Origin of the sequence: Tardiphaga sp. 20_F10_N6_6, from assembly GCF_052076045.1 — a bacterium.
GTDB lineage: Bacteria > Pseudomonadota > Alphaproteobacteria > Rhizobiales > Xanthobacteraceae > Tardiphaga > Tardiphaga robiniae.
This window is the reverse complement of sequence record NZ_CP197239.1, coordinates 4,374,412-4,396,742: the sequence shown is the minus strand read 5'-3', so window position 1 is coordinate 4,396,742 and position 22,331 is coordinate 4,374,412. Positions and strand designations below refer to the sequence as shown.

Annotated in this window: 20 protein-coding genes; 11 read left to right on the top strand and 9 right to left on the bottom strand. The window is 62.6% G+C overall.

The genetic code is table 11. The annotated features are described in order from the left end of the window. Window position 1 precedes the first annotated feature (1 nt). The gene (locus AB7813_RS21190; RefSeq protein WP_441228337.1) at window positions 2-1,450 is read left to right on the top strand and encodes a PepSY domain-containing protein; all 1,449 of its coding nucleotides are present in this window, start codon (window positions 2-4) and stop codon (window positions 1,448-1,450) included. Between the two features lie 60 nt (window positions 1,451-1,510). On the opposite strand, the gene AB7813_RS21185 is transcribed toward AB7813_RS21190, so the two are convergent. Further along, window positions 1,511-2,929: a TAXI family TRAP transporter solute-binding subunit gene (locus AB7813_RS21185; protein ID WP_089266522.1), complete on the bottom strand. Its 1,419-nt coding sequence runs from the start codon at window positions 2,927-2,929 to the stop codon at window positions 1,511-1,513. Between the two features lie 200 nt (window positions 2,930-3,129). On the opposite strand from AB7813_RS21185, the gene AB7813_RS21180 reads away from it, so the two are divergent. Together AB7813_RS21180 and AB7813_RS21175 are read left to right on the top strand one after the other, a co-directional pair. Next, window positions 3,130-3,453, top strand: coding sequence for a 4a-hydroxytetrahydrobiopterin dehydratase (locus AB7813_RS21180; protein ID WP_441228336.1), 324 nt, complete (start codon window positions 3,130-3,132; stop codon window positions 3,451-3,453). Between the two features lie 81 nt (window positions 3,454-3,534). Beyond that, window positions 3,535-3,918, top strand: coding sequence for a YkvA family protein (locus AB7813_RS21175; protein ID WP_089266520.1), 384 nt, complete (start codon window positions 3,535-3,537; stop codon window positions 3,916-3,918). A 22-nt stretch (window positions 3,919-3,940) separates the two neighbouring features. Here the strand turns inward: AB7813_RS21175 and AB7813_RS21170 are convergent, their stop codons facing one another. Further along, entirely contained in the window at window positions 3,941-4,915 is a 975-nt protein-coding gene (locus AB7813_RS21170; RefSeq protein ID WP_089266519.1) for an NADPH:quinone oxidoreductase family protein, read from the bottom strand. A 119-nt stretch (window positions 4,916-5,034) separates the two neighbouring features. On the opposite strand from AB7813_RS21170, the gene AB7813_RS21165 reads away from it, so the two are divergent. From AB7813_RS21165 to AB7813_RS21135, 7 genes are all read left to right on the top strand, one after another. Next, window positions 5,035-5,874, top strand: coding sequence for an SDR family oxidoreductase (locus AB7813_RS21165; RefSeq protein WP_439065525.1), 840 nt, complete (start codon window positions 5,035-5,037; stop codon window positions 5,872-5,874). Between the two features lie 202 nt (window positions 5,875-6,076). Next, complete coding sequence (locus AB7813_RS21160; RefSeq protein WP_176454685.1) at window positions 6,077-6,694, top strand: invasion associated locus B family protein; 618 nt, start codon at window positions 6,077-6,079, stop codon at window positions 6,692-6,694. Window positions 6,695-6,912: 218 nt separating this feature from the next. Next, window positions 6,913-8,091: a 23S rRNA (adenine(2503)-C(2))-methyltransferase RlmN gene (gene rlmN / locus AB7813_RS21155; RefSeq protein WP_439065943.1), complete on the top strand. Its 1,179-nt coding sequence runs from the start codon at window positions 6,913-6,915 to the stop codon at window positions 8,089-8,091. A gap of 2 nt (window positions 8,092-8,093) precedes the next feature. Further along, on the top strand, window positions 8,094-8,570 hold the full coding sequence (locus AB7813_RS21150; protein ID WP_439065524.1) for a hypothetical protein: 477 nt from the start codon (window positions 8,094-8,096) through the stop codon (window positions 8,568-8,570). A 45-nt stretch (window positions 8,571-8,615) separates the two neighbouring features. Continuing rightward, window positions 8,616-9,416, top strand: a complete 801-nt coding sequence (locus tag AB7813_RS21145) for a phosphatase PAP2 family protein (protein ID WP_439065523.1) — start codon at window positions 8,616-8,618, stop codon at window positions 9,414-9,416. Window positions 9,417-9,500: 84 nt separating this feature from the next. Continuing rightward, a complete protein-coding gene (gene argG / locus AB7813_RS21140; RefSeq protein WP_439065522.1) occupies window positions 9,501-10,838 on the top strand; it encodes an argininosuccinate synthase in 1,338 nt (445 codons plus the stop codon). Between the two features lie 118 nt (window positions 10,839-10,956). Further along, window positions 10,957-12,714 (top strand): alkaline phosphatase, encoded by a 1,758-nt coding sequence (locus tag AB7813_RS21135; protein ID WP_439065521.1) that lies wholly within the window; start codon window positions 10,957-10,959, stop codon window positions 12,712-12,714. A gap of 273 nt (window positions 12,715-12,987) precedes the next feature. Here the strand turns inward: AB7813_RS21135 and AB7813_RS21130 are convergent, their stop codons facing one another. From AB7813_RS21130 to AB7813_RS21120, 3 genes are all read right to left on the bottom strand, one after another. Further along, complete coding sequence (locus tag AB7813_RS21130) at window positions 12,988-15,012, bottom strand: OmpA family protein (protein WP_441228335.1); 2,025 nt, start codon at window positions 15,010-15,012, stop codon at window positions 12,988-12,990. A gap of 198 nt (window positions 15,013-15,210) precedes the next feature. After that, window positions 15,211-15,450 (bottom strand): hypothetical protein, encoded by a 240-nt coding sequence (locus tag AB7813_RS21125; protein WP_439065519.1) that lies wholly within the window; start codon window positions 15,448-15,450, stop codon window positions 15,211-15,213. Next, window positions 15,451-15,936: a pyridoxamine 5'-phosphate oxidase family protein gene (locus AB7813_RS21120; protein ID WP_439065518.1), complete on the bottom strand. Its 486-nt coding sequence runs from the start codon at window positions 15,934-15,936 to the stop codon at window positions 15,451-15,453. It abuts the gene before it with no gap. A gap of 148 nt (window positions 15,937-16,084) precedes the next feature. Between AB7813_RS21120 and AB7813_RS21115 the strand changes: the two genes are divergently transcribed. After that, window positions 16,085-16,471 (top strand): MAPEG family protein, encoded by a 387-nt coding sequence (locus AB7813_RS21115; protein ID WP_089266507.1) that lies wholly within the window; start codon window positions 16,085-16,087, stop codon window positions 16,469-16,471. A 37-nt stretch (window positions 16,472-16,508) separates the two neighbouring features. Here AB7813_RS21115 and AB7813_RS21110 read toward each other — a convergent pair whose 3' ends face one another. The 4 genes from AB7813_RS21110 to AB7813_RS21095 form a co-directional block, all read right to left on the bottom strand. After that, a complete protein-coding gene (locus AB7813_RS21110) occupies window positions 16,509-18,482 on the bottom strand; it encodes an ABC transporter ATP-binding protein/permease (RefSeq protein WP_439065517.1) in 1,974 nt (657 codons plus the stop codon). A 50-nt stretch (window positions 18,483-18,532) separates the two neighbouring features. Beyond that, window positions 18,533-20,662 carry an ATP-binding protein gene (locus tag AB7813_RS21105; protein ID WP_441228334.1) on the bottom strand — a complete coding sequence of 710 codons (2,130 nt, stop codon included), beginning with the start codon at window positions 20,660-20,662 and terminating at the stop codon, window positions 18,533-18,535. A 98-nt stretch (window positions 20,663-20,760) separates the two neighbouring features. Beyond that, entirely contained in the window at window positions 20,761-21,534 is a 774-nt protein-coding gene (locus tag AB7813_RS21100; protein ID WP_093757930.1) for an ABC transporter permease, read from the bottom strand. Continuing rightward, entirely contained in the window at window positions 21,531-22,319 is a 789-nt protein-coding gene (locus AB7813_RS21095; protein ID WP_439065515.1) for an ABC transporter ATP-binding protein, read from the bottom strand. The genes AB7813_RS21100 and AB7813_RS21095 overlap by 4 nt, the downstream gene beginning before the upstream one ends. Between the last annotated feature and the right edge of the window lie 12 nt (window positions 22,320-22,331).

Sequence of the window (22,331 nt, the reverse complement as noted above, 5' to 3'; positions counted from 1 at the left end):
CTTGTCACGCAAGCTGACACGCACACTCCGGCGGTGGCTGTATATCGGCCACCGCTGGATCGGTATCGTCACCTGTCTCTTCTTCGCGATGTGGTTCATCTCGGGCGTGGTGATGATGTATGTCGCGTTTCCCGGCCTCTCCGATAAAGAGCGGCTGGCGGCATTGCCCGATATCGTCTGGGAGAAAGTGGCGCTCTCTCCCGACGAGGCGATGAAGGCTGCCGGTGCCACGCGCTATCCGCGCGAATTGCGATTGAACATGATTGCCGACGAGCCGGTATATCGGCTGACTGGCTGGGACGGCAAACGGCAAACCATCTCCGCCGTCGATGGCCGTACCATCACCGAGATCAACGAACTGCAGGCACTTGCAGTCGCGCAGCATCATCCCGCAAGCCGATCACCGCAGCTCGAAGAGATTGTCGATCGCGACCAATGGAGTGTCACCGCGCGTTACGATCCGCTGCGACCATTGTATCTGATCACACTCGGCGACGATGCCGGCACCAAGCTTTACGTCTCCTCGCGCTCCGGCGAGATCGCACTCGATACCAACCGCACCGAGCGCGTCTGGAACTGGCTCGGCTCGATCCCGCACTGGATCTATCCGACCGTGTTGCGCAAGGACGGTCCGCTGTGGCGACTCGTGGTGCTGTGGATCTCCGGCATCTGTTTGATCGTCGGCGTTACCGGAATCTGGATCGGCATTCTGCGCGTGCGCCTCAAGCGACGCTATGCGAGTGGCAACATCACGCCCTATCGCGGCTGGATGGCATGGCATCACGTCACCGGACTGATCGCCGGGCTGTTCGTGCTGACCTGGATGTTCTCGGGCTGGCTGTCGCTTGATCCCGGCCGCGTTTTTGCCGACCGCAATACGCCACGTGAGGTATTGCAACGCTATGCCGGCCACGACGCGCCTGATATCCCTGCGGCCATTCGCGCACCGGCGGACAAGGCCGCGGTCGAAGCGCGCTTCGTATGGATCGACGGCATGCCGCTGATGATCGTCGCGAAGCGCGACGGCACGAAGATGGCGATCAATCCGACAAGCGGCGAAATCGCAAGACTGCCGCAAGACCGCCTCTGGAACGCCGCAACAAAACTGCTTCCGGATTCGCGCCTCGAACGCCAGATAACCCTCGGAAAATACGACGCTTATTGGTACGCGCACCACAATGACCGCGAATTGCCGGTGTTACGCGCCAAATTCGATGACGACGCGCAAACCTGGTTTCACATCAGCCCGGTCACCGGCGACATTCTCGGCCGCGTCGACTCAAGCCGGCGTACCTATCGCTGGCTGTTCAATGCGCTGCACAGTTTCGATTTTCAGCTGTTGTTGATGTATCGCCCGGCCTGGGACATCGTGGTGTGGCTGCTGTCGATTCTCGGCACCATCGTCTCGGCGAGCGGCGTCGTGATCGGCTGGCGCTATCTCAAGCGCTAAAGCGTTTTCAAGCGAAGTGGTCCCGGTTCGCGTGAAGAAAACGCGTCAAAACGAAAGACTCTAGACCGCCAGCGGCCGCGGCGGCTGACGCAATTGCTCCGGCGGATTCATCGGCTCCGGCGGGATCATGCCGATCAGCGCCTTGCGGTCGGCGACGGCGTTGTGGAATTGCTCGAGCGCAATATTGAAGGCTGTCAGCGTGCCTTCCTCAATGGCACCATGCTCGTAGCAATTCAGCGTATGACGCAGAATATCGTCGGCTTCCGCCTGCATCGTATCGAGCTCTTCGAGGGACTCGCTCTTGCGCGCGGCGGCAATCATGTCGAGCAGACGATCGCGCTCTGACACATTCACGTTGCGCTCATCCTTCTTCAGATAGCTCGCGAACCAGGCGCCGATCGAGCCCATCGCCGAGAGCCCCATCAGGCTCCACCAGATGTAATCGCTATAGCGATCGAGGAAGGTCTTTTCTTCACCATCCACATAGGCGGCCGCGCCGGGATGCACGGGGATCACCGCATCCTTATCGGTATCCGGCGTCTCGATCTTCGCCGCCAGCGGGAAGTCGTTGATGATCTGCTGACGGATCGCAAACAGCTGCCGCGTGAAGGCGGCGATGGTCACATCAGACAGGCTCTGCCGTGCCACGATGTGATGCGAAAAGCTGATGGTCTTGACGTCGTCGTCCGGCCGCGCCGGCGCGCCGCCGAATGCGCCTGCAGGAATTTCCGATGATTCATACATCGGGAAATTCTGCGCGATGGCTTCTGCGGAATCGATCGCGAGGAAGGTCGGCGTGCCATCGCGGCTCGAAGCCTGGATCGCATCATTGGTGATCTTGCTGTTCACCGGACCTGCCGCGATGAACGCATCGACCTTCTGGTCCTTCACGGCCTCAGCCACTTCGGTGGTCGAGAACTGCACGATGGTGACCTTGGCCGGATCGACGCCATATTGCCGCAGGATGATGTTCAGCAGGTTGACGTTGGCCTGCGTCTTGCCGATCACGCCGACGCGGCGTCCGGCGAGCTGCGAGAATTTGGTGATCTTCGGCCCGGATTTCTTGCCCTTGGCGGCCGGCGGCACCCAGATCACAGCAACGTTCTTGCGCAGCGTGGCGACGGCGCGCGCATTCTTTGGCACTTCGAGATCGCCGCGGATGATCGCGAGATCGGCCTTGCCATCCGCGAGCGCCTTGGCGCTGGCGGTGGCTCCTTCGGTGAGGATCGGTCGCAGCCGGACTGTATAGTGATCGCGCGAGAACGATTGCACCAGCGCCTGCACCACCTTGACGTCGTCGCTGTTCGGCGGACCGACGGCGATCCGCAGCGGTACCGGCTTCATGGCGAAGTAGTAAGCGCCAGCCACGGCAGCAACGATCGCCAGAGTCCCGGCCAGCGTAATCAGCGTCATCTTGCGCCGGATCGACCGCGGTGACGGCGGCCCTATCGGCCCGATAACATCGGGACCGTCTGCCATGGATCTGGAAAACAATCGCTTCAAATTCATCTGCGCCAAATGGGTTCGAGCGACAATGTAGCAAAGTTTCGGGTCGACGCGCCGTTCCACCGGCAGCATGGTTACCGGCGCGATTGGTTACTTTCCTGCATGCGCGGCATTTGCTGCCTTATTGTGGCATGGATCCCAACTGTGTCACCGGGCGTTAGAGTAAAGTTCAAGTGAAGCAGGAGGTTGGCATGGTGGAACGACTCTCGGCCGAGGCCCGCAAGGCGGCGCTCAAGGAGCTCTCGGGCTGGAGCGAGGTTTCCGGGCGCGATGCCATCGCCCGGACCTTTACGTTCAAGGATTTCAACGAGGCCTTCGGTTTCATGGCGCGGGTCGCTCTGGTCGCCGAGAAGAGCGGCCACCATCCGGAATGGCGCAATGTTTACAAGACAGTGGAGGTAGTACTGTCCACCCACGACGCCGATGGCGTCACCAAGCGCGACGTCGATCTGGCCAGGGCCATGAATACCATCGCCGGGCAACTCGGCCACTCCTGAGCGTTGCTGAATGTTGCGACGCCGGAGCCGGATCACCATTTACCGGAAAGGCTGCAAACTGCAGCCGTGAGGACATTGCCGATGGCAACCGACCACAGCGTGGGCTTCGAGCCAGCCGATGAACTGGCCAAAGACCGCGAAAGCGTACGCAAGCAGTTCTGGCACAAGCTCAAGCGACTGGCGGTCAAGCTGCCTTTCGCCGAAGACTTGCTGGCGGCTTACTACTGCGCCTTCGACCGGCAGACACCGCGCCATGTCCAGGCGGCGCTGCTCGGCGCCATCGCCTATTTCGTGCTGCCATTCGATTTCGTGCCGGACATGCTGCCCGTTCTGGGATTCACTGATGATGCCGCGGTGCTGGCCACCGCCTTGCGCATGGTGGCGAGCCACATCAACGAGGACCACCGCGAAGCCGCCAGAGCGGCCATCGCACGTGGATTGGCGAAGGGTGAAACGGACGCGTAATCCGCGTCCGCCTCATTCAGCTTTATGGATGAAGGATCACTTTGCCCATGGCCTGACGGCCCGCCAGTACCTTCAACGCATCGGCTGTCTTGGCTAACGGGAAAGTCCTGTCGACATGGGATGAGATCTTCCCTTCGGCGGCCCACTTCACCAGCTTTTCCAGATTGGCGCGGTTCTTCTCGGGATTCTGCCGTACCCAGGCGCCCCAGAACACGCCGCGGATGTCGCAGCCTTTCAGCAGCGCGAGATTAAGCGGCATCTTCGGAATGTCGCCGGCGGCGAAGCCGATCACCAGGAAGCGGCCTTCCCAAGCGATAGCGCGCAGCGAGGCTTCGGCATATTTGCCGCCCACCGGATCGAAGATGATGTCGACACCCTTGCCGTCCGTCAGCTTCTTCAGACCTTCCTTCAGATCTTCGGTCGCGTAGTTCAGCCCAATATCCGCGCCGTGCTTCTTGGCGAATTCCAGCTTCTCGTCCGACGATGCGCAGGCGATGACCTTGAGACCCAAGAGCTTGCCGAGTTCGCAGGCCGCGAGCCCAGTGCCGCCCGCGGCGCCGAGCACGGCCAGCGTCTCGCCGGGCTTCGGGCTGGCGCGGTCTTCCAGCGCATGCAGCGCCGTGCCGTAAGTGATGATCACGCCGGCGGCGCGATCGAAATCGAGATTGTCGGGAATCTTCACGGCGGATGCCGCAGGCACCGCGATCTTTTCACGGGCGCCATTGTGGCCCACAGATGCAACCACACGGTCACCAACCTTGAAGCCGGTCACGCCGCTGCCGATGCTCTCGATCACACCAGCGACTTCCGCAGCCGGCGAGAACGGGAACGGCGGCTTGATCTGGTATTTGCCCTGGATCATCAGAATGTCGAAGAAATTCAGCGCCGCCGCCTTGATGGCGATAACGACCTGACCGTCACCGGCAACGGGATCATCGATATCGGCGAGAACGAGATCATCGGGTTCGCAGAATTGCGAGCAGAGAATGGCTTTCATCTGATCATCTGACCTTCGGCTTGAGACAGTTGAAGGGAGTCATGCCGGATTTGACGGCGCGCTACAATCTGATTCGAGAAAAGGTAATTCCGCCACGCGGCCAACCGAGGAACCGTCCCATGTTCGAAACAACGCTGCTCGCCAACAGGCGCATTCTGGTCACCGGCGGCGGTTCCGGCCTCGGTGCGTCCATGAGTCGCCGCTTTGCGGAGCTGGGTGCCGAGCTCATCATCTGCGGTCGCCGACTTGAACAGCTCGAACAAACTGCAGCACAACTGCGTACCGACTTCAGCGCCAAGGTCAGCACCTTCACCTGCGACATTCGTGACGCAGCGGCGGTCGAGGCGATGATGGAGACAATCTGGCGCGACGGGCCACTCGACGTCCTCGTCAACAATGCCGCGGCCACCTTCATCGCACAGAGCGAGCACCTCTCTGCCCGCGCCGCCGATGCGATCCTCGCACCGACGCTGCACGGCGCCATGTATTGCACCCTTGAAGCCGGACGGCGCTGGATCGCAGGACACCACAAGGGCGTCGTGCTGAGCATCCTCTCGACATCCACGATCACCGGGCGCGCCTTCACGGTGCCATCGGCGATGGCCAAATCTGGAATCCTTGCAATGACGAAGTCGCTCGCGGTGGAGTGGGGACCCAGAGGCATCCGCACCGTCGCGATCGCGCCCGGCCCGTTCCCCACCACGGGTGCGACCGGGCAGCTGCGGCCCGAGGGACGCGACAGCGGCCCTGCGGCGCAGAACCCGCTCGGCCGCGTCGGCGAACACAGCGAGCTCGCAAATCTCGCAAGCTTCCTGATTTCCGATCAGGCCGGCTATATCAATGGCGAGATGGTGGTGCAGGATGGGGGCGCACACCTGCGCGCATCTGGCGCAGAGGATCTGCTGCAGTGGAGCGATGCGCAGTGGGCAGCGCAGCGTGCGGCGCGTGCAAAAAACTGAGCAGAAAACTGAGGATGACTCCTGCGCCGTCAGCGCGCAGCAAGGCAAGGACTGCTATCCTTGCGGGAGTCGCGTCTGCCTTTTCAAGAAAGCGATTTGCGGATATGGCAGACATCGTGACGTCAGCGATTCCAGATCGTCTTGGTAAAGCCGTCTTGTTGCGAGCCATCTTCCAGTCACAATGATAGAGGATCGAGACTTGATGTCCGTGCGGCGATTCCTGACAGTTGTGTCGATGAGTATAGCGATGGTCGGTATCTCCGATCTTGCGCAGGCGCAGAGCGCTGCATCGAAGGGCAAGGCCGCCGCACCGAAGGCAGCGCCCACACCGGCAAAGCCAGCAGCCGCGGCGCCTGCTGCAGCGGGTGGCGCCGAGCCCACGCTGGTCGGACAGTTCGGCTCGTGGGGCGCCTACACCGCGACACCGAACGGCAAGAAAGTCTGCTTTGCGCTGGCCAAGCCGGCGTCGTCAAAGACCAATCCGGCGAACCGCCCGCGCGATCCCGCTTACGCCTTCGTCTCGACCCGCCCGGCCGAGAAGGTGACCAACGAAGTCTCGATCATGATCGGCTATCAGTTGAAGCCGGGCTCCGAGTCCACGCTGGAAGTCGGCGGCGCGCGCTATGCGATGTATACGCAGGGCGACGGGCTCTGGATCAAGAATGCCGCCGAAGAAGAGCGCATGGTGGAAGCCCTGCGCAAGGCGGCCGACGTGACCGTGAAGGGCGTCTCCGCCAAGGGCACCGAGACCACCGACACGTTTTCGCTGAAGGGCTTGGCCCAGGCGCTGGACCGGCTGGCGCAGGATTGCCGGCGGTAATTGCCGCCAAACACCGGCTAAATCCTTGTCGCCGTTAATATTGCCGCATTTCGCGCCTTTTCATTCGGGCGCGAAAAGCTTATTTGAGATCGGCCTGTTTAAGGCCAGATTTCCCGCGACATCATAGATCGAACGCCATGACCCCCGTTTCAGCCGAGGCAAGTGCTTCCGTATCAAGCTCCGCCATCGACGCTTCCCGCGCATTGCCCGCGGGCGAGATGCCGCTGGAGAAGATCGCCACCGAGACCTATGTGCCGCTGGCCAAGCCGTCCCTCATCGGCCTGTCGCGCACGGAAATCGCGGAAAAGCTCGGTTCCATCGGCGTGGCGCCGGCCCAGCGCAAGATGCGGACGCAGCAGATCTGGCACTGGATGTATGTCCGGGGCGTCCAGACCTTCGCCGAAATGTCCAGTATTTCCAAAGGCATGCGCGAAGACCTCGAGAAGCATTTCACGGTGGCACGGCCCGAGATCGTGGTCGAGCAGATCTCCAATGACGGCACCCGGAAATGGCTGCTGCGGCTGCCTTCAGGTACCGCCGGCGAGAAGGCCCATGAGGTCGAGTGCGTCTATATCCCCGAAACCGACCGCGGCACGCTCTGCGTCTCCTCCCAGGTCGGCTGCACCCTGAACTGCTCGTTCTGCCACACCGGTACCCAGCGACTGGTCCGCAACCTGACGGCCGGCGAAATCGTCGGCCAGATCATGGTTGCCCGCGACCGCCTCAACGACTGGGCCGACAGGGAAACGCCAGACGGCAACCGCCGCGTCACCAATATCGTGATGATGGGCATGGGCGAGCCGCTCTACAATTTCGATGCGGTGCGCGACGCGCTGCTGATCGTGTCGGACAATGAAGGCATCGGCATTTCGCGACGGCGTATCACTTTGTCGACCTCCGGCGTGGTGCCGAACATCAAGCGCACCGGCGACGAGATCGGCGTCATGCTGGCGATCTCGCTGCATGCAGTACGCGATGAGCTGCGCAACGAGCTGGTGCCGCTCAACAAAAAATATCCCCTCGAACAGCTGATGCAGGCCTGCCGCGATTATCCCGGCGCGTCCAACGCACGGCGCATCACTTTCGAATATGTGATGCTGAAAGGCGTCAACGACTCGCTCGAGGACGCCAAGCTGCTGGTCAAGATGCTCAAGGGCATCCATGCCAAGATCAATCTGATCCCGTTCAATCCGTGGCCCGGCACGCGCTACGAATGTTCCGACTGGGACCAGATCGAGAAGTTCTCCGAATATATCTTCAATGCCGGCTATTCCTCGCCGGTGCGCACGCCGCGCGGCCGCGACATTCTCGCTGCCTGCGGCCAGTTGAAGTCGGAGACCGAGAAACTGTCGGCGCGTGAGCGTCAGGCTTTGCGCGCGATGGCGATGACGGACTGACGATGGCGCTGATCGGCCGCCTGTTCGTTATCTTTCTCGGCTTCTGCGCAGCCTGTCTCATTGGCGGCGCCATCGTGGTGTTCTCGATCCTGTTTCCGGAACTCAGCGCGCTCGATACCGGCGTCATCGACCCGAACACGATCAACATCCTGCTCGGCTTCGGCTTTATCTTCATCAGCGGCTTTGCGCTGATCCCGGCGATGCTCGTCGTCCTCATCACCGAGGCTTTCTATATTCGCAGCGTCATCGTCTATGCACTCGGCGGCGCGGCAGTCGGTCTCGCCTGTTATCTCGGCCTGATCCCCTATGACCCTGCCACGATGAGTTTCGACGGCATTGTACGTCGGCATCTCGAAGTCATGACCGGCGCGGGTATCGTTGCCGGACTGATCTACTGGGTGATCGCGGGCCGCAATGCCGGCGCCTGGCGGCAGCCACGGCGCGCACCACCGCAGCCCGATGTCGCGGCCGGCCCCTAGTGCACTGCCTTTCCTTCAACTCCTGCCTCGGTTAAACCGCCCGCCATGAACCGGACCGGACTCCTCGTCGCGCTTGGGCTGTTTGCCGCCATTGCCATTATGTTCGGAGTCTGGCCCGACCTCGACCTCAAGCTCGCGGCACTGTTTTACGATCCCGAGACCAGACGCTTCCCCACGACGTCGCTGCCCTATGCGCAATTCGCCCGCGATGCGGCGATGTGGATCGCATGGGCCTTTGTCGCGCCCTCGATCCTCGCGCTGATCGTGAAGCTGATCTGGCCCAACCGGCCGCTGCTCGTGAAGGGCCGCACCATGGCCTTCCTGATCCTCACCATGCTGATGTCGGCCGGAGTCCTGACCAATTTCACCTTCAAGACCTTCTGGAGCCGGCCGCGGCCGGTGATGGTGACGGAATTCAACGGGCCCTGGGAGTTCAAGGCGTGGTGGGATCCAACCGGCCAATGCGGGCGCAACTGCTCGTTCTTCTCGGGCGAGGGCGCCACGGCGTTCTGGACCTATGCTCCGGCCGCGCTCGCGCCGCCCTCGGTGCGGCCCTACGCCTATGTGGCAGCGACGGTCTTCGGAATCGCCACCTCGGGCTGGCGGATGGCTTTCGGCGGCCATTTCTTTACCGACGTGACCATCGCCGGCCTCGTGTCGTTCCTGGTTATCTGGTTGATTCACGGATGGATTTACCGCTGGCCCTCGACCCGGATGACGGATGAGGACGTCGATCGCTGGCTGACCAGGATCGCCTGGCCCGGCTATCGCTGGCGGCTGCGCATGATCGGGCGGCAGCCAAAGCCGTCTTTCGTCAACCGGATCACCGAGCAGCACCACGATTGAGCGGCCTCAAGCGGATGCCGCGTTGACGTGCTTTGCCCGGCCGGGCTATCGCTGGCCGCAGAAACTGCCCCGATTGGACGTTCCATGACCACGATCTTGAAGAGCCTGCCCAAGGGCAAAAACGTCGGCATCGCTTTCTCCGGCGGCCTCGACACGTCAGCGGCGCTGCTCTGGATGAAGCAGAAGGGCGCCAAGGTCTTCGCCTACACCGCCAATCTCGGTCAGCCCGACGAAGCTGACTACGACGAGATTCCACGCAAGGCGATGGAGTTCGGCGCCGAGAAGGCGCGCCTCGTCGATTGCCGCGCGCAACTCGTTCACGAAGGCATTGCCGCGATTCAATCCGGCGCGTTCCATGTCTCGACCGGCGGCATCGCCTATTTCAACACCACGCCGCTCGGGCGCGCCGTCACCGGCACGATGCTGGTCTCGGCCATGAAGGAAGACGGCGTCAATATCTGGGGCGACGGCTCGACCTATAAGGGCAACGATATCGAGCGGTTCTACCGCTACGGACTGCTGACCAATCCGGACCTGAAGATCTACAAGCCCTGGCTCGACGATCAGTTCATCGACGAACTGGGCGGCCGCGCCGAAATGTCGGCCTTCATGACCGCCCACGGCTTCGCTTACAAGATGAGCGCCGAGAAGGCGTATTCGACGGACAGCAATCTGCTCGGCGCCACGCATGAGGCCAAGGATCTCGAACAGCTCGACAGCGGCATCAAGATCGTCAACCCGATCATGGGCGTGCCGTTCTGGCGCGACGACTGCGCCGTCAAGGCTGAGAAGGTCGTGGTGCGGTTTGTGGATGGCCAGCCCGTTGCGCTGAACGGCCAGACCTTCACCGATCCTGTCGCGCTGTTCCTCGAGGCCAATGTCATCGGCGGCCGCCATGGCCTCGGCATGAGTGACCAGATCGAGAACCGGATCATCGAGGCCAAGAGCCGCGGCATCTATGAAGCGCCGGGCATGGCGCTGCTGCACATCGCCTATGAGCGTCTTGTCACCGGCATCCACAACGAAGATACCATCGAGCAGTATCGCATCAGCGGCATGCGGCTCGGGCGGCTGCTTTATCAGGGACGCTGGTTCGATTCCCAGGCCTTGATGCTGCGCGAGACGGCGCAGCGCTGGGTCGCGCGTGCGATCACCGGCGAGGTGACGCTCGAACTGCGCCGCGGCAATGACTACTCGATCCTGAACACCGAGAGCCCCAACCTGACCTACGCGCCGGAGCGGCTGAGCATGGAGAAGGTCGAGGATGCGCCGTTTACGCCAGCCGACCGGATTGGCCAGCTCACCATGCGCAACCTCGACATCACCGATACTCGCGCCAAGCTGGATCTCTATGCGAAGACGGGCCTGCTGAGCGCTGGCGAAGGCTCAAACATTCCGAAGCTCGACAACGACAAGAGCTGAGGGCGCGGCGGAGACGCTCGAACTATAAGATCAAACGGCCGGATGTCGTCGTCACGTCATCCGGCCGTTATATTGGAAGGACATCGCCTCACGCAGGCTCTCGCTCGGGACGTCCACCATGAGAAACACGTCGTTGCTGGCCGCGTTTGCGGCTTTTTTCATGAGCGCGCCAATCTGCGCGCAGACGATCTATCCGCTCGACCGCGCTGATATCCTCGCGGGCGCGAAATTCGACTTCAAGGTCGAGTTTCCCGAACTCGTTCAGGCCGCCGACATCAAGGTGACGATCAACGGCGCCGATCAGACCGCAGCGTTCGGCAAATCCCCGGACTACATCGCGAAGGAAGACGGCAAGGATCAGTCCGCCTTGCTGCTGCGCGACGTGACGCTCGACAAAGCCGGGACTTACAAGATCGAAGTCAGCGACGGCGTGCGCAGCCGCGCGGTGACGTGGAACGTCTACGATACCGGTCCGCGCAAGGCGAAGAATGTGATCCTGTTTATCGGCGACGGTATGTCGCTGGCGCACCGCGTCGGCGCCAGAATTCTTTCGAAGGGCATCACCGAAGGCAAGAGCCGCGGCAAGCTCGCGATGGACGACATGCCACATATGGCGATGGTGGCAACGGCGGGCTCCGATTCCATCATCACCGATTCCGCCAATTCGGCCAGCGCCTATGCCACCGGCCACAAGACCGCAACCAATGCGATGGGCGTCTATGCGGATCGCACCGCGAATGTGTTCGACGATCCGCAGGTCGAAACCATCACCAGCCTCGCGAAGCGCAAGCTCGATCTGGCGATCGGCATTGTCACCAATACCGAGGTCGAGGACGCGACGCCCGCCGCGATGATCGCGCATACCCGCCGCCGCGCGGCCTATGACGAGATCGTCGCGCAGTTCCTTGCGGCCAAACCGGACGTATTGATGGGCGGCGGCGCAGCGAATTTCCTGCCGCAGGCGGCCGCGACATCGAAGCGCAAGGATGACGTCGACTATGTCGCACGCTTCCGTGATGCCGGTTATTCGGTGGCGACCACGGCGCCCGAACTGAACGGCCTCGCCAAGAAGCCGGAGACGCGCAAGCTGCTTGGACTTTTCACGCCCGGCAATATGGACGGCGTGCTGGACCGCAAGTTTCTCGGCGGCGGCGGCGTGAAGAAATATCCGCAACAGCCTGATTTGACCGAGCAGGTGCATGGCGCGCTCAAGATCCTGTCGCGCAACGACAACGGCTTCTTCCTGATGGTCGAGTCGGGCCTGATCGACAAATACGCCCATCTGCTCGACATGGACCGCGCCGTCTATGACGTCATCATGCTCGACAATGCCGTGAAGCTGGCGCGCGACTGGGCGGCCAAGCGCGGCGACGACACGCTCATCCTCGTCGTCTCCGACCACAGCCATCCCAACAGCCTCGTCGGCACCGTCAATGACGACATGAGCAAGGAGTCAAACCTGCCCCTGCGCGAACGGCTTGGCGTCTATGAGAAGGCCGGCTTCCCGAACTACCCCGCGCCGGATGCCGAAGGCTATCCATCGCGCATCGATGTCAGCCGGCGGCTCGCGATCATGTCGGCCAGCCTGCCCGACCACTATGAGACGCTGCGGCCGAAGCTCGACAACCCCAACGATCCGACCGAGAAGGGCGACGAGCCCGGTACCTTCAAGGCCAACGAGAAATACAAGAATGCGCCCGGCAGCATGCTGCGGCTCGGCAACCTGCCGGCAATGATGGGCGCCAGCGTGCATTCCGGCGAGGACGTGATCCTCACCGCCACCGGTCCCGGCAGCGACCGCGTGAAGGGCGCGATGGATAATACGGAAGTGTTTCGCGTGATGGCGGATGCGTTGGGATTGGGTGTGAAGAAGTAACGGAGCTCCGCTTATCCCTCCCCCTAGCGTGGCGTAGCCACGCTAGGGGGAGGGTGGCACGACTGCGAGCGTTCAGCGAGCATCGTGACGGGTGGGGTGTTGCCACACACTCCGTCCTTCCGTGGGAGAGACCCCACCCCGGCCTATCGGCCGACCCTCCCAACTACGCGCAGCTACGCTGCGCTTGAGGGATGGAAGCCATTGGCAGCAGCGTACTATCAAAACAAAAATGGCCGGGATCACTCCCGGCCATTTTCTTTCATATCAAACCGCTCAGCGACGCGGCGGCGCGGTGCCTGGAGGCGGTGGCGGCAGCGAGGCCTGACCGCCGTTCAACAGCGGCGTGATGTTGCGAATCGTGACGCGGCGGTTCTGGCGCTCCGGACCGTCGGTCTGGATCTTCAGATACTGCTCGCCATAACCCTGCGACGTCAGGTTTTCTGCCGGCACCTGGAATTGCTGGGTGAGCAATTCTGCCGCGGACTGCGCACGGCGATCCGACAGCGACAGATTGTCGACGTCCGATCCGACCGCATCGGTGTGACCCTCGATGAGGAACACCGCTCGTGGGTTGCGCGAGATCGCCCGGTTGAGACCATCTGCGATCACCTGCAGCTTCGAGGCCTGATCCGGCGGGATATCCCACGAGCCTAGCTCAAAGTTGATCGAGTCCAGATCGATCGACGGCATGCGCTGGCGCACCATCGGGCTGTAGCGGATTTCATCGAGCGTATAGCGGCGCTCGATGCGATCCACCGGAGGCGCGATCAGCGTGTCGTAGACCAGATCGGGCGAGGCCTGATCGTAGTCGACGATGTAACGGTTCTGCGGAATCCGGATCATCGGCGGCGGCAAATCGACATAGAAGCCGAGTCCACCCGGACCGCCGGGGCCACGCGGACCGCGGAACGAGTTATCGATGATGATGATCTCGCGTCCCTCACGATCCCTGCGGATACGTCGCAGCAGCTGGCCGTCGCGGCCGACCACCGTGATGATCTGCGAGCCGTCGGGACGGATCACGATGGTCCGATCCTCACCGCCGACCCGATCCGTACGGATGTCACGCGCGCCGTAGCGGAAGCGATCGACTTCGTTGTGGCGGATGAACGATTGACCGCTCGGATCCTGCACGATGATGCGTCCAGGCTCGGTGATGATCGTGCGGCCGCCTTCCTGGCGCTCGCTGCGCTGGCCGCGGAAATCGCCCATGTTGCGCGGCCCTTGGGGGGCAGCGCCCGGTGCGATCGGCGTCAGCGCTACTGCTGGCGGCGGCGCCTGAGGGATCGGTGCCGTCACGGTCGGGGCGGGCGGCTGCACGACCTTGATGTTGCCGCCACCGGGCGCGACCACGAGAGGTGCAGCAGTGCTCGTGGGAGGCGCAGCGGCGGGTGCCGTAGCGTTCGGCGCGACACCGGGCGCAGCAGCGTTGGGCGGCGTGCCGGGTGCACCGGGCGCGCCTGCGCCCGGACCACCAGGAGGACCACGGCGGCCATCCGAACCTCGTCCGTCAGGACCACGGCCATCAGGGCCACCGGGGCGACCAGACGGAGGCGCACCCGCAGCAGGCGGTGTGCCCGGCGCAGCCGGAGCTGCCGACGGCGCCGGTGCTGCTGCAGGAGGCGTTGCCGCAGGGGGAGTCGCAGCCGCTGGCGGCGTCGCCGGTGTTGGAGCCGGTGTCGGCGCAGCAGCAGGTGCCGGACGCGCGGCAGGCGGTGTCGCCGGCGCCGCGGCTGGTGGCGTTGCAGGCGTGGGACGTGCGCCGGCCGGCGGCGTTGCACCGGGTTCACGGCGCTCAGGACGTCCTTCGCCGGGCTCGCGACGTTCGGGACGCGCAGCGGGCGGCGTTGGCGCTGACGGAGCTACAGGCGCAGCGGTGGGCGCTGGAGGTGCGGCGCGCGGGGCCGGAGGCGCGACGGGAGCCGGCGGCGGAGCTGGGCGCGGCGGCGGAGCGGCCGCAGGTGGTGGGGGTGGCGGCGGTACCGGGCGCGGAGGTGCAGCCGCAGGCGGCGGCGCAGCAGGAGGTGCCGGAGGCGCGGGACGCGCAGCAGGGGGAGCCGGTGGCGGCGGCGGCGGCGCAGGGCGTGCGGCCGGCGGCGCAGCGGCGGGAGGCGCAGCAGCTGGCGGAGCCTTGGGTGGTGCCTTCGGGGGAGCCTTGGGCTCACCTTCAGGCGCAGCAGGTGCGGCCTGCGCGAGCACGATCGGCGCATCGACACTCGACGCATAAGCAGCGGTCGCTGCGATATGCGCAACGCCGAGCGTCGTCGTGGCCAGTAATACGAGACGAAGTTTTGTCATGATAGACCTTGGGCCCCCGGATAAGGATCTTCAACAAACTGATTTTTGTCGGCCGAACAAATCGGCATATTGATCAACTGATATGCATTGGGCCGGAATGTGGCGACAGGCAAATGCAAATTCGTTTTTATTTTCGACACGACAATGGCCCAAACGCGCTTTGTTCATTGCGCGTTCAGGCCATCGATCTGTAGTTCGCTACATCACTGCAGGCGGCTGCTGACCCGGATTGATATCAGGATTTGGCACCGGCATCTCATCAGGCACATCTCCAGGTAACTCTTCGGGTCGCGACGGCTCACCGGGATCGCGCACCGGCGGCGGTACCTCGGGCCGCGGATTGCCCGGCGGGCTCTCCTGCGGCGGTTCGGAGGGTTGACCGGGCTTGATCGGCGGATCCTCGACGGGATTGATGCCGGGTGAATCGTCTTTAGGCATCTAGATTGCGACCTTACGGTTGGTGCCGATGTCCGGACGCGTACCAGTCACAGCCGCAGCGGCCATCTTGACATAGCTGATCACAGTGCCCGGCGAGTCCCAGAACTCGGCATCGTCAGGCGTGAACTTCAGCACACGAATATTCGGATCTTCCGCGCTGTCCCACCACGCCTTTGCGGAGGTGGTGAACAGCTCCTTGATCTTGGCGCGATCGTTCGAGACGGCAGCAGTACCGCTCACCGAGACATACTTCTGATCGCCCGCATCCGCGAAAGAGAGATTCACGTTCGGATTGCGCTTGATCTCATCATCCTTGTGTCTGCGCGCATCGCTGAGGAAGTAGACCGCATCCGCATCGCGATCCACATAGGCGGCCATCGGGCGCGCTCGCAGCTTGTCGCCATCATGCGTCACCAGCATGGCGAAACCGATCTTCTTCATCAATTCCCAGGCGCGTTCGATATCACGGGTATTGTCATTGGCCATCATCTGTCTCCCTTGGGGCTGAACTAACAACGGCGCGATCGATGCGATGTTCCGCGACAACGGGCCGGATGAAGGCGGGTTTGACAGCGGAACAGGAACCGCCCATCAAGACGCAGTTTGGCCATACTATTTGACCTGGGGGATTTCGATGCCGTTCGCCTATTGGAGCATTCTGATTGCTGCACTGCTGCCGCTGATCATTATTGGTTATGCCAAAGCGGGATCGCGCGATAACAGCGCACCGCGCGACAGCGCCGAGAACCTCTCAGGTGCCAAACGCCGCGCCTATGCTGCGCACCAGAATGCCTTCGAGAGCTTCCCGTTCTACGCAGTCTCGGTCGTTGCAGCGTTGAATTTTGGCGCATCGGCGACGACCGTAAGCGTGCTGGCCGCTCTCTATCTTGCGTTTCGGATTGCGCACGCGCTGCTGTACATCGCGGATAAATCGTCGCTGCGCTCAGCCGCCTATGCCGGCGGCCTCTTCGCCAATATCGCGATCTTCCTGTCGCCGGCGCTGAAGATCAACTTCTTCTAAGTTGAAACACGCAGCAAGCGCCTCATAGCGCCTGGTGTCACGCCGCGCTCCTGGCCGGCTTGCGCTGGCGCAGGAAGCGGCCGAGCAGACGGCGCTTACCCTTGCGCGGGATGAGATCGATGTCGCTGACCAGCTTGGCGCCGCCCTTGCGGCGCTCCAGTACGATCTTGCGGCTGTGGAAGGCTTCAAGCTCGACGCGATGCGCGACAGATACCACCGTGGCGTTGGGCAGCTCCTTGGTGAGCAGCTCCATCATCTTGTCCTGGCTCTTCGCGTCCAGCGCCGAGGTCGCTTCGTCCAGCACAATGATATCAGGGCGGTGCAAAAACAGCCGTGCGAAAGCGAGACGCTGCTTCTCGCCGCCGGACAGCGTCTGGTCCCACGGCGCATCCTCCTCGATCTTCTCCTTGAGATGACCGAGCCCGACCTTGTCGAGAGCGTCGCCGATCTGCTCGACGGTCCAGTCCTCCGACGCCGCGGGATAGGCGGCTGCGCGGCGCAAGGTGCCTGACGGCACATAGGGCTTCTGCGGCAGCATGAAGAGCCGCCGGTCCGGATGGAAATTGACGCTGCCGCCACCCCATGGCCACAGGCCCGCAATGGCGCGCACCAGCGTGCTTTTGCCGGTGCCGGACTCGCCCGCGACAAGCAGACGTTCACCAGACTCGATCTTCACTTCGGCATCGCCGACGACGGCAGTGCCGTCGTCGAGCGTCACGGAGAGATCATGCAGGCTCAGCATCGTCTCATCCGTCGTTTCGCCACGCTTGATACGGCCGATACCGTCACCGAGCTCGGCGCGTTCGAGGCCGTCCAGCGACATCATCAGCGAGGCGATGCGGCGCGCGCAGGCGTTCCAGTCAGCAAGGCGCGGATAGTTGTCGACCAGCCAGCCGAATGCGCTTTGCACGATGGTGAAGGCCGACGCCGCCTGCATCACCTGACCGAGCGACATGCTGCCGTCGAGAAACTTCGGCGCGCACAGCAACAGCGGTACGACGGGCGCGATCAGGCTCGAGCCCTGCGACACCAACGTGGTACGCATATGCTGTCCGGCGAGACGCGCCCATTGCCTGAGGACGTTGCCGAAGGTCTTGTCGATCCCGTCGCGCTCTTCTTCCTCGCCGCCGAGCAGCGCGATGCTCTCGCCGTTCTCGCGCACGCGAGTGAGCGCATAACGATACTCGGCCTCGGCCTGGTTTTTGTCCTCGGAAATCTGCACGAAGCGGCGGCCGATCACCATGATCGAGCCGGACGCAATGGCCGCATAGATGATCGCGGCAATGACGAGGAAGCCGGGAATGGTGATGAGACTGCCGCCTACAGTCAGCGTCAGCGCACCACCGATCGTCCACAGCACGACGATGAAAGTGGTGGCGGAGAGAAATGCCGCGATGACGCCGGAGACGAAGTCGACAGGCGAGTCGGTCGCGATGCGCAGATCCTCGGCGATCCGATATTCGGGATTCTGGTGATCGCCGCCGACGAGATTGAGCTGATAATAGCGGCCGCTGGTGAGCCAGCGCGACACCACAGAATTGGTCAGCCATGCGCGCCAGCGACGCTGGATGCCCATGCGGCCATAGACCTGCGCGACGCCAAGGAGCACGCTGCCGATGGCGAGCGGAAAGAACACGCCGGTGAGATGAAACACGCTGGCCGCATCGCGTTTCTCGATGGCGTCGAAGATCGCGCGGTTCCAGACATTGATGCCGTATTGAAACGCCACATTGGCGACGATGAGCAGCAGCAGCCCGACCGAGAACACCCAGGCTAGTCTGTCGCCCGACTTGCCCCAGAAGCCACGCGCGCTGATCCAGAATCGCGTCAGCAGATAGTCCTTGCGTGCCTGCTCGGCCTCTTCCGGCGTCAGGTCCGGATCGGGCTCCACGACTTCAGGCGGCGGCGGCTCGATATGCTTGCCGTCCTCGCCAACGACCCCGACAATCGGCCCCTTCAGATCGGACGCGTCGGATGCAGGCTTGGCTTCGTTAACTGAATGTTTGCTCATGGCGCGATAACGCCAAGGAAATCAAAAGGTTCCTTGGAGTTCCCAGCGGCTCAGACAGTCTCGCGCTGAGCCTTGCGCCAAGTGCCGGCCTTGGTGAGCACCCGCGACAATTGCTCGATCGAATAGGGCTTATGCAGCAGCTCGAACCCGAAGGTACCGTTCTGCGCCAGCACATGACTGTAGCCGGAGGTCAGCACCACCGGCAGATCCGGATAGAGTTTTCGAATCTCCTGCGCCAGTTCGATGCCGGTCATTCCAGGCATCACGACATCGGAGAACACGACGTCATAGTGCGTGGCATGACGGGCGAGTTCGACGAGCGCTTCCTGAGCGTTCGGCCGCAACACCGTGGTGTAGCCAAGCTCGCTCAGCGCATCGGTCGCAAAAGTCCCGACGTCGCGATTGTCTTCCACCACCAGCACCGACATGCCATGGCCATCGACGACGGGCGCTTCGCTCGCCGACAGCGCCGGCGCGATGCTGTCGCCGGAGACGCGCGGCAGATAAAGCGTGAAAGTGCTGCCCTTGCCGACTTCGCTGGCGACCACGACCTCACCGCCGGATTGTTTGGCAAAGCCGAACACCTGCGAAAGTCCGAGGCCTGTGCCCTGCCCGACTTCCTTGGTCGTATAGAATGGCTCGAAGATGTGCTCGAACTGATCGGCAGGAATACCGCTGCCGGTGTCGGATACTGAGATCGCCACATAGCCGTCAGACCTCAGGGCAAGCGCAACGGGGACTTGCTCTGCCGCGCTGACGGCGATCGTCAGCCGCCCCTCGCCCGCCATGGCATCGCGCGCGTTAACCGCAATGTTGATCAACGCGGTTTCGAACTGGCCGATATCGGCATCCACAAACAACGCCTCATCGGGCACATGGGTCATAATTTCGATGGGCGCCCCCGTCAGCGTGCCGATAATCTCGCTCACCGAACGCACGCATTGGCCGACGTCGAATACTTCAGGCTTCAGCGTCTGGCGCCGCGCAAAGGCCAGCAATTGCGCTGTCAGCTTGGCGGCGCGATTCACTGTTTCGGAGATCGCTGCAATGTAGCGGGCACGACGATCCGGCGAGAGATCGGGCCGTTGCAGCAAGTCGACTGACGAGCGGATCACGGTCAGCAAATTGTTGAAGTCATGGGCGACGCCGCCAGTCAACTGGCCGAGTGCTTCGAGTCGCTGGCCATGTTTCAGCGCTTCTTCGGCCTCACGCCGTTTCATCGCTTCGAAATTGAGCCGGCGGGTGCGACGGATCGCGAATGCCAGCAACAGGAACAGCAATGCCGTCGCAGGAACGCCGAAGATCAGATGATAGCTGATGGTGCGCAGCCAGCGCGCACGGATCGCTGACGTCTCAAGACCTGCCGCGACATAGACCGGATAGCCGGCGAGCTGCTGATAGCCGATACGGCGCTCGACATTGTCGCCGGGCGAGACAAGCGTGACCAGTCCTCCAGCAGGATGGGCCGACAGGGTGCGGCCCACGGGCCCCTTGGGATCGAGACGCACCTCACGATCGAGCTGCGGATAACGTGCCAGTATCGAACCATCGGTGAGACCAAGCGCAAAGAAGCTCCCGGCATCGTGGCCGATGCGCGCATAGAAACGATCGAAATATTCCGGAAAGACAGAGGCCTGCACCACGCCGGTGAAGCTGCCATCGGCCGAGACCCGCCTGCGGCTCACACCAAAGAACGGCGCCCCCTGATAGGGCGGCCGCGGCAACAATGATTGACCGATGAACGTGCCGGCATCACCTGCGATATGGACCCTGTAATAATCGCGATCAGAGAAATCGAGATCCGGCAGCGTCAGATCCAGACTGTTGACCAGCGCGCGGCCTTTATTGTCGAACACCCAGACCGACTTCAACTGCGGCAGCGCATCGGTGAGTTGCTTTAGCCGGCCCGCCATCCGGTCCGATTGCGCACGCAGCTCGTCGTCGGATTTACCGCGTACGATCTCGTTCATTTCGGACAGGCTGCGGTCGATCGTCTCAAACACCTTTAAAGCGTGTTCGTGCGCCACATCGAGCGCGCGCTCGATCTCGCGGTCGGCGATCTCGCGGGTCGACACCCACGACGTCGCCGCCGCGAACAGAAACAGTGCAAGCGGAAGGGCCAGCGATGCAGCCATCATCCATTGCAGCGTTCTCAACGAATTTTGGTGTTCGGTCTTCACAGCACCTGCCCGACTCCCTGCAGTCTAGCGCAAGGGCGGTGTCTCACCAACCGCTCCGCGGGCGGGAACCCGCCGTGGGCGGAGGAGGTCCTGTGGCGTTAGCCGGCCGCGCTCATTTGCGACCGGAAGGCCCATTTGGTGAAATGTTGCTCGATCCCCGCGAAGACCGCGTACATGAGCACGCCTTCAAAAGCGAGCAGCAGCAAGGCGGCGTAGACATTCGCCATACGGAAGCTGGCGCCCTCCAGCGCGATCAGGTAGCCGAGCCCGGCATTGGCGCCGAGCGTCTCCGACACAACAGTGCCGACGAATGCCAGGGTGATAGCAATCTTCAGCGAGCCAAAGAAATATGGCAGCGCACGCGGAATGCCGACCTTGAGCATAATGTCGAGCTTGCCAGCGCCGAGGGCCCGCAACACGTCCTCGAGTTCCGGCTCGGTTGTCGCCAGACCCGTGGCGATATTGACCACGATAGGGAAGAACGAGATCAGGAAGGCGGTGACGATTGCCGGCACTTCGCCGATGCCGAACCACAGGATCAACAGCGGGACGATGGCGACCTTCGGGATCGTATTGAAGCCGATCATCACCGGATAGAGCCCGCGATAGATCGCCCGCGACCAGCCGACAACGAGCCCGAGAATGATGCCGAAGCCGACGGCCAGAGCAAATCCGACCATGGTCACCCAGAGCGTGACCCAGGAATGATAGAGAAACACACGCCAAAGTTTGAACATCGCCGCAAAGGCGGCCGATGGCGGCTGCAGCACCGACGTGTTGACCTTGAAGACGATGCAGGCCAGCTCCCAGACCAGGAAGATGGCAATGGTGAAGAGCCAGGGCGAAAGCTTTTCGAGAGTCCGCGGGTTCATGACTGGCGCACCTGTGCGATCTTCATGCGCAGCTCCATCACAATATCGCCGAACTCCTTCTCATACGTGACCTGCAGATCGCGCGGACGGGCGAACGGGACCGGCTTGATCTGGACGATGTGACCGGGGCGCGCACTCATGACGTAGATATTATCGGCGAGGAACGCCGCTTCGCGCAGGTCGTGCGTCACCAGAATCACCGTGAAGCCCAGCCGTTGCCAGAGATCGCGCAGCACGCACCACAGTTCCTCACGCGTGAACGCATCGAGGGCGGCGAAGGGCTCGTCGAGCATCAGCAGCGCCGGCTCGTGGATCAGCGAGCGGCACAGCGACACGCGCTGCTGCATGCCGCCGGACAATTCCCAGGGATAGCGGTCGCCGAAGCCGGCGAGACCGACGGTAGCCAGAAGCTGCTCGGCCTTGGCGCGGAACTCCACTTTCTTGGAACGAAACTGCGAGCGATGCGGCTCAACGATTTCGAGCGGCAGCAGGACATTGTCGATCACCTTGCGCCACGGCAGCATATTGGCGTTTTGAAACGCCATGCCGGCCATCTTGACCGGTCCCGTCACCTGTTTGCCGTCGACGGCGATAGTGCCGGCCGTTGGCTTGTGCAGGCCCGTGACGAGCCGCATCAAGGTGGACTTGCCGCAGCCGGAGGGGCCGACCACCGCGGCGAATTCGCCGCGCTGGACTTTGAGCGTCGCATCCTGAAGCGCGACAATGTCACCCGAGGCGCCACGGTATTTCAGCGTGACGCCGTCGATATCTACGAACGCTTCCATGCGCGACGACCT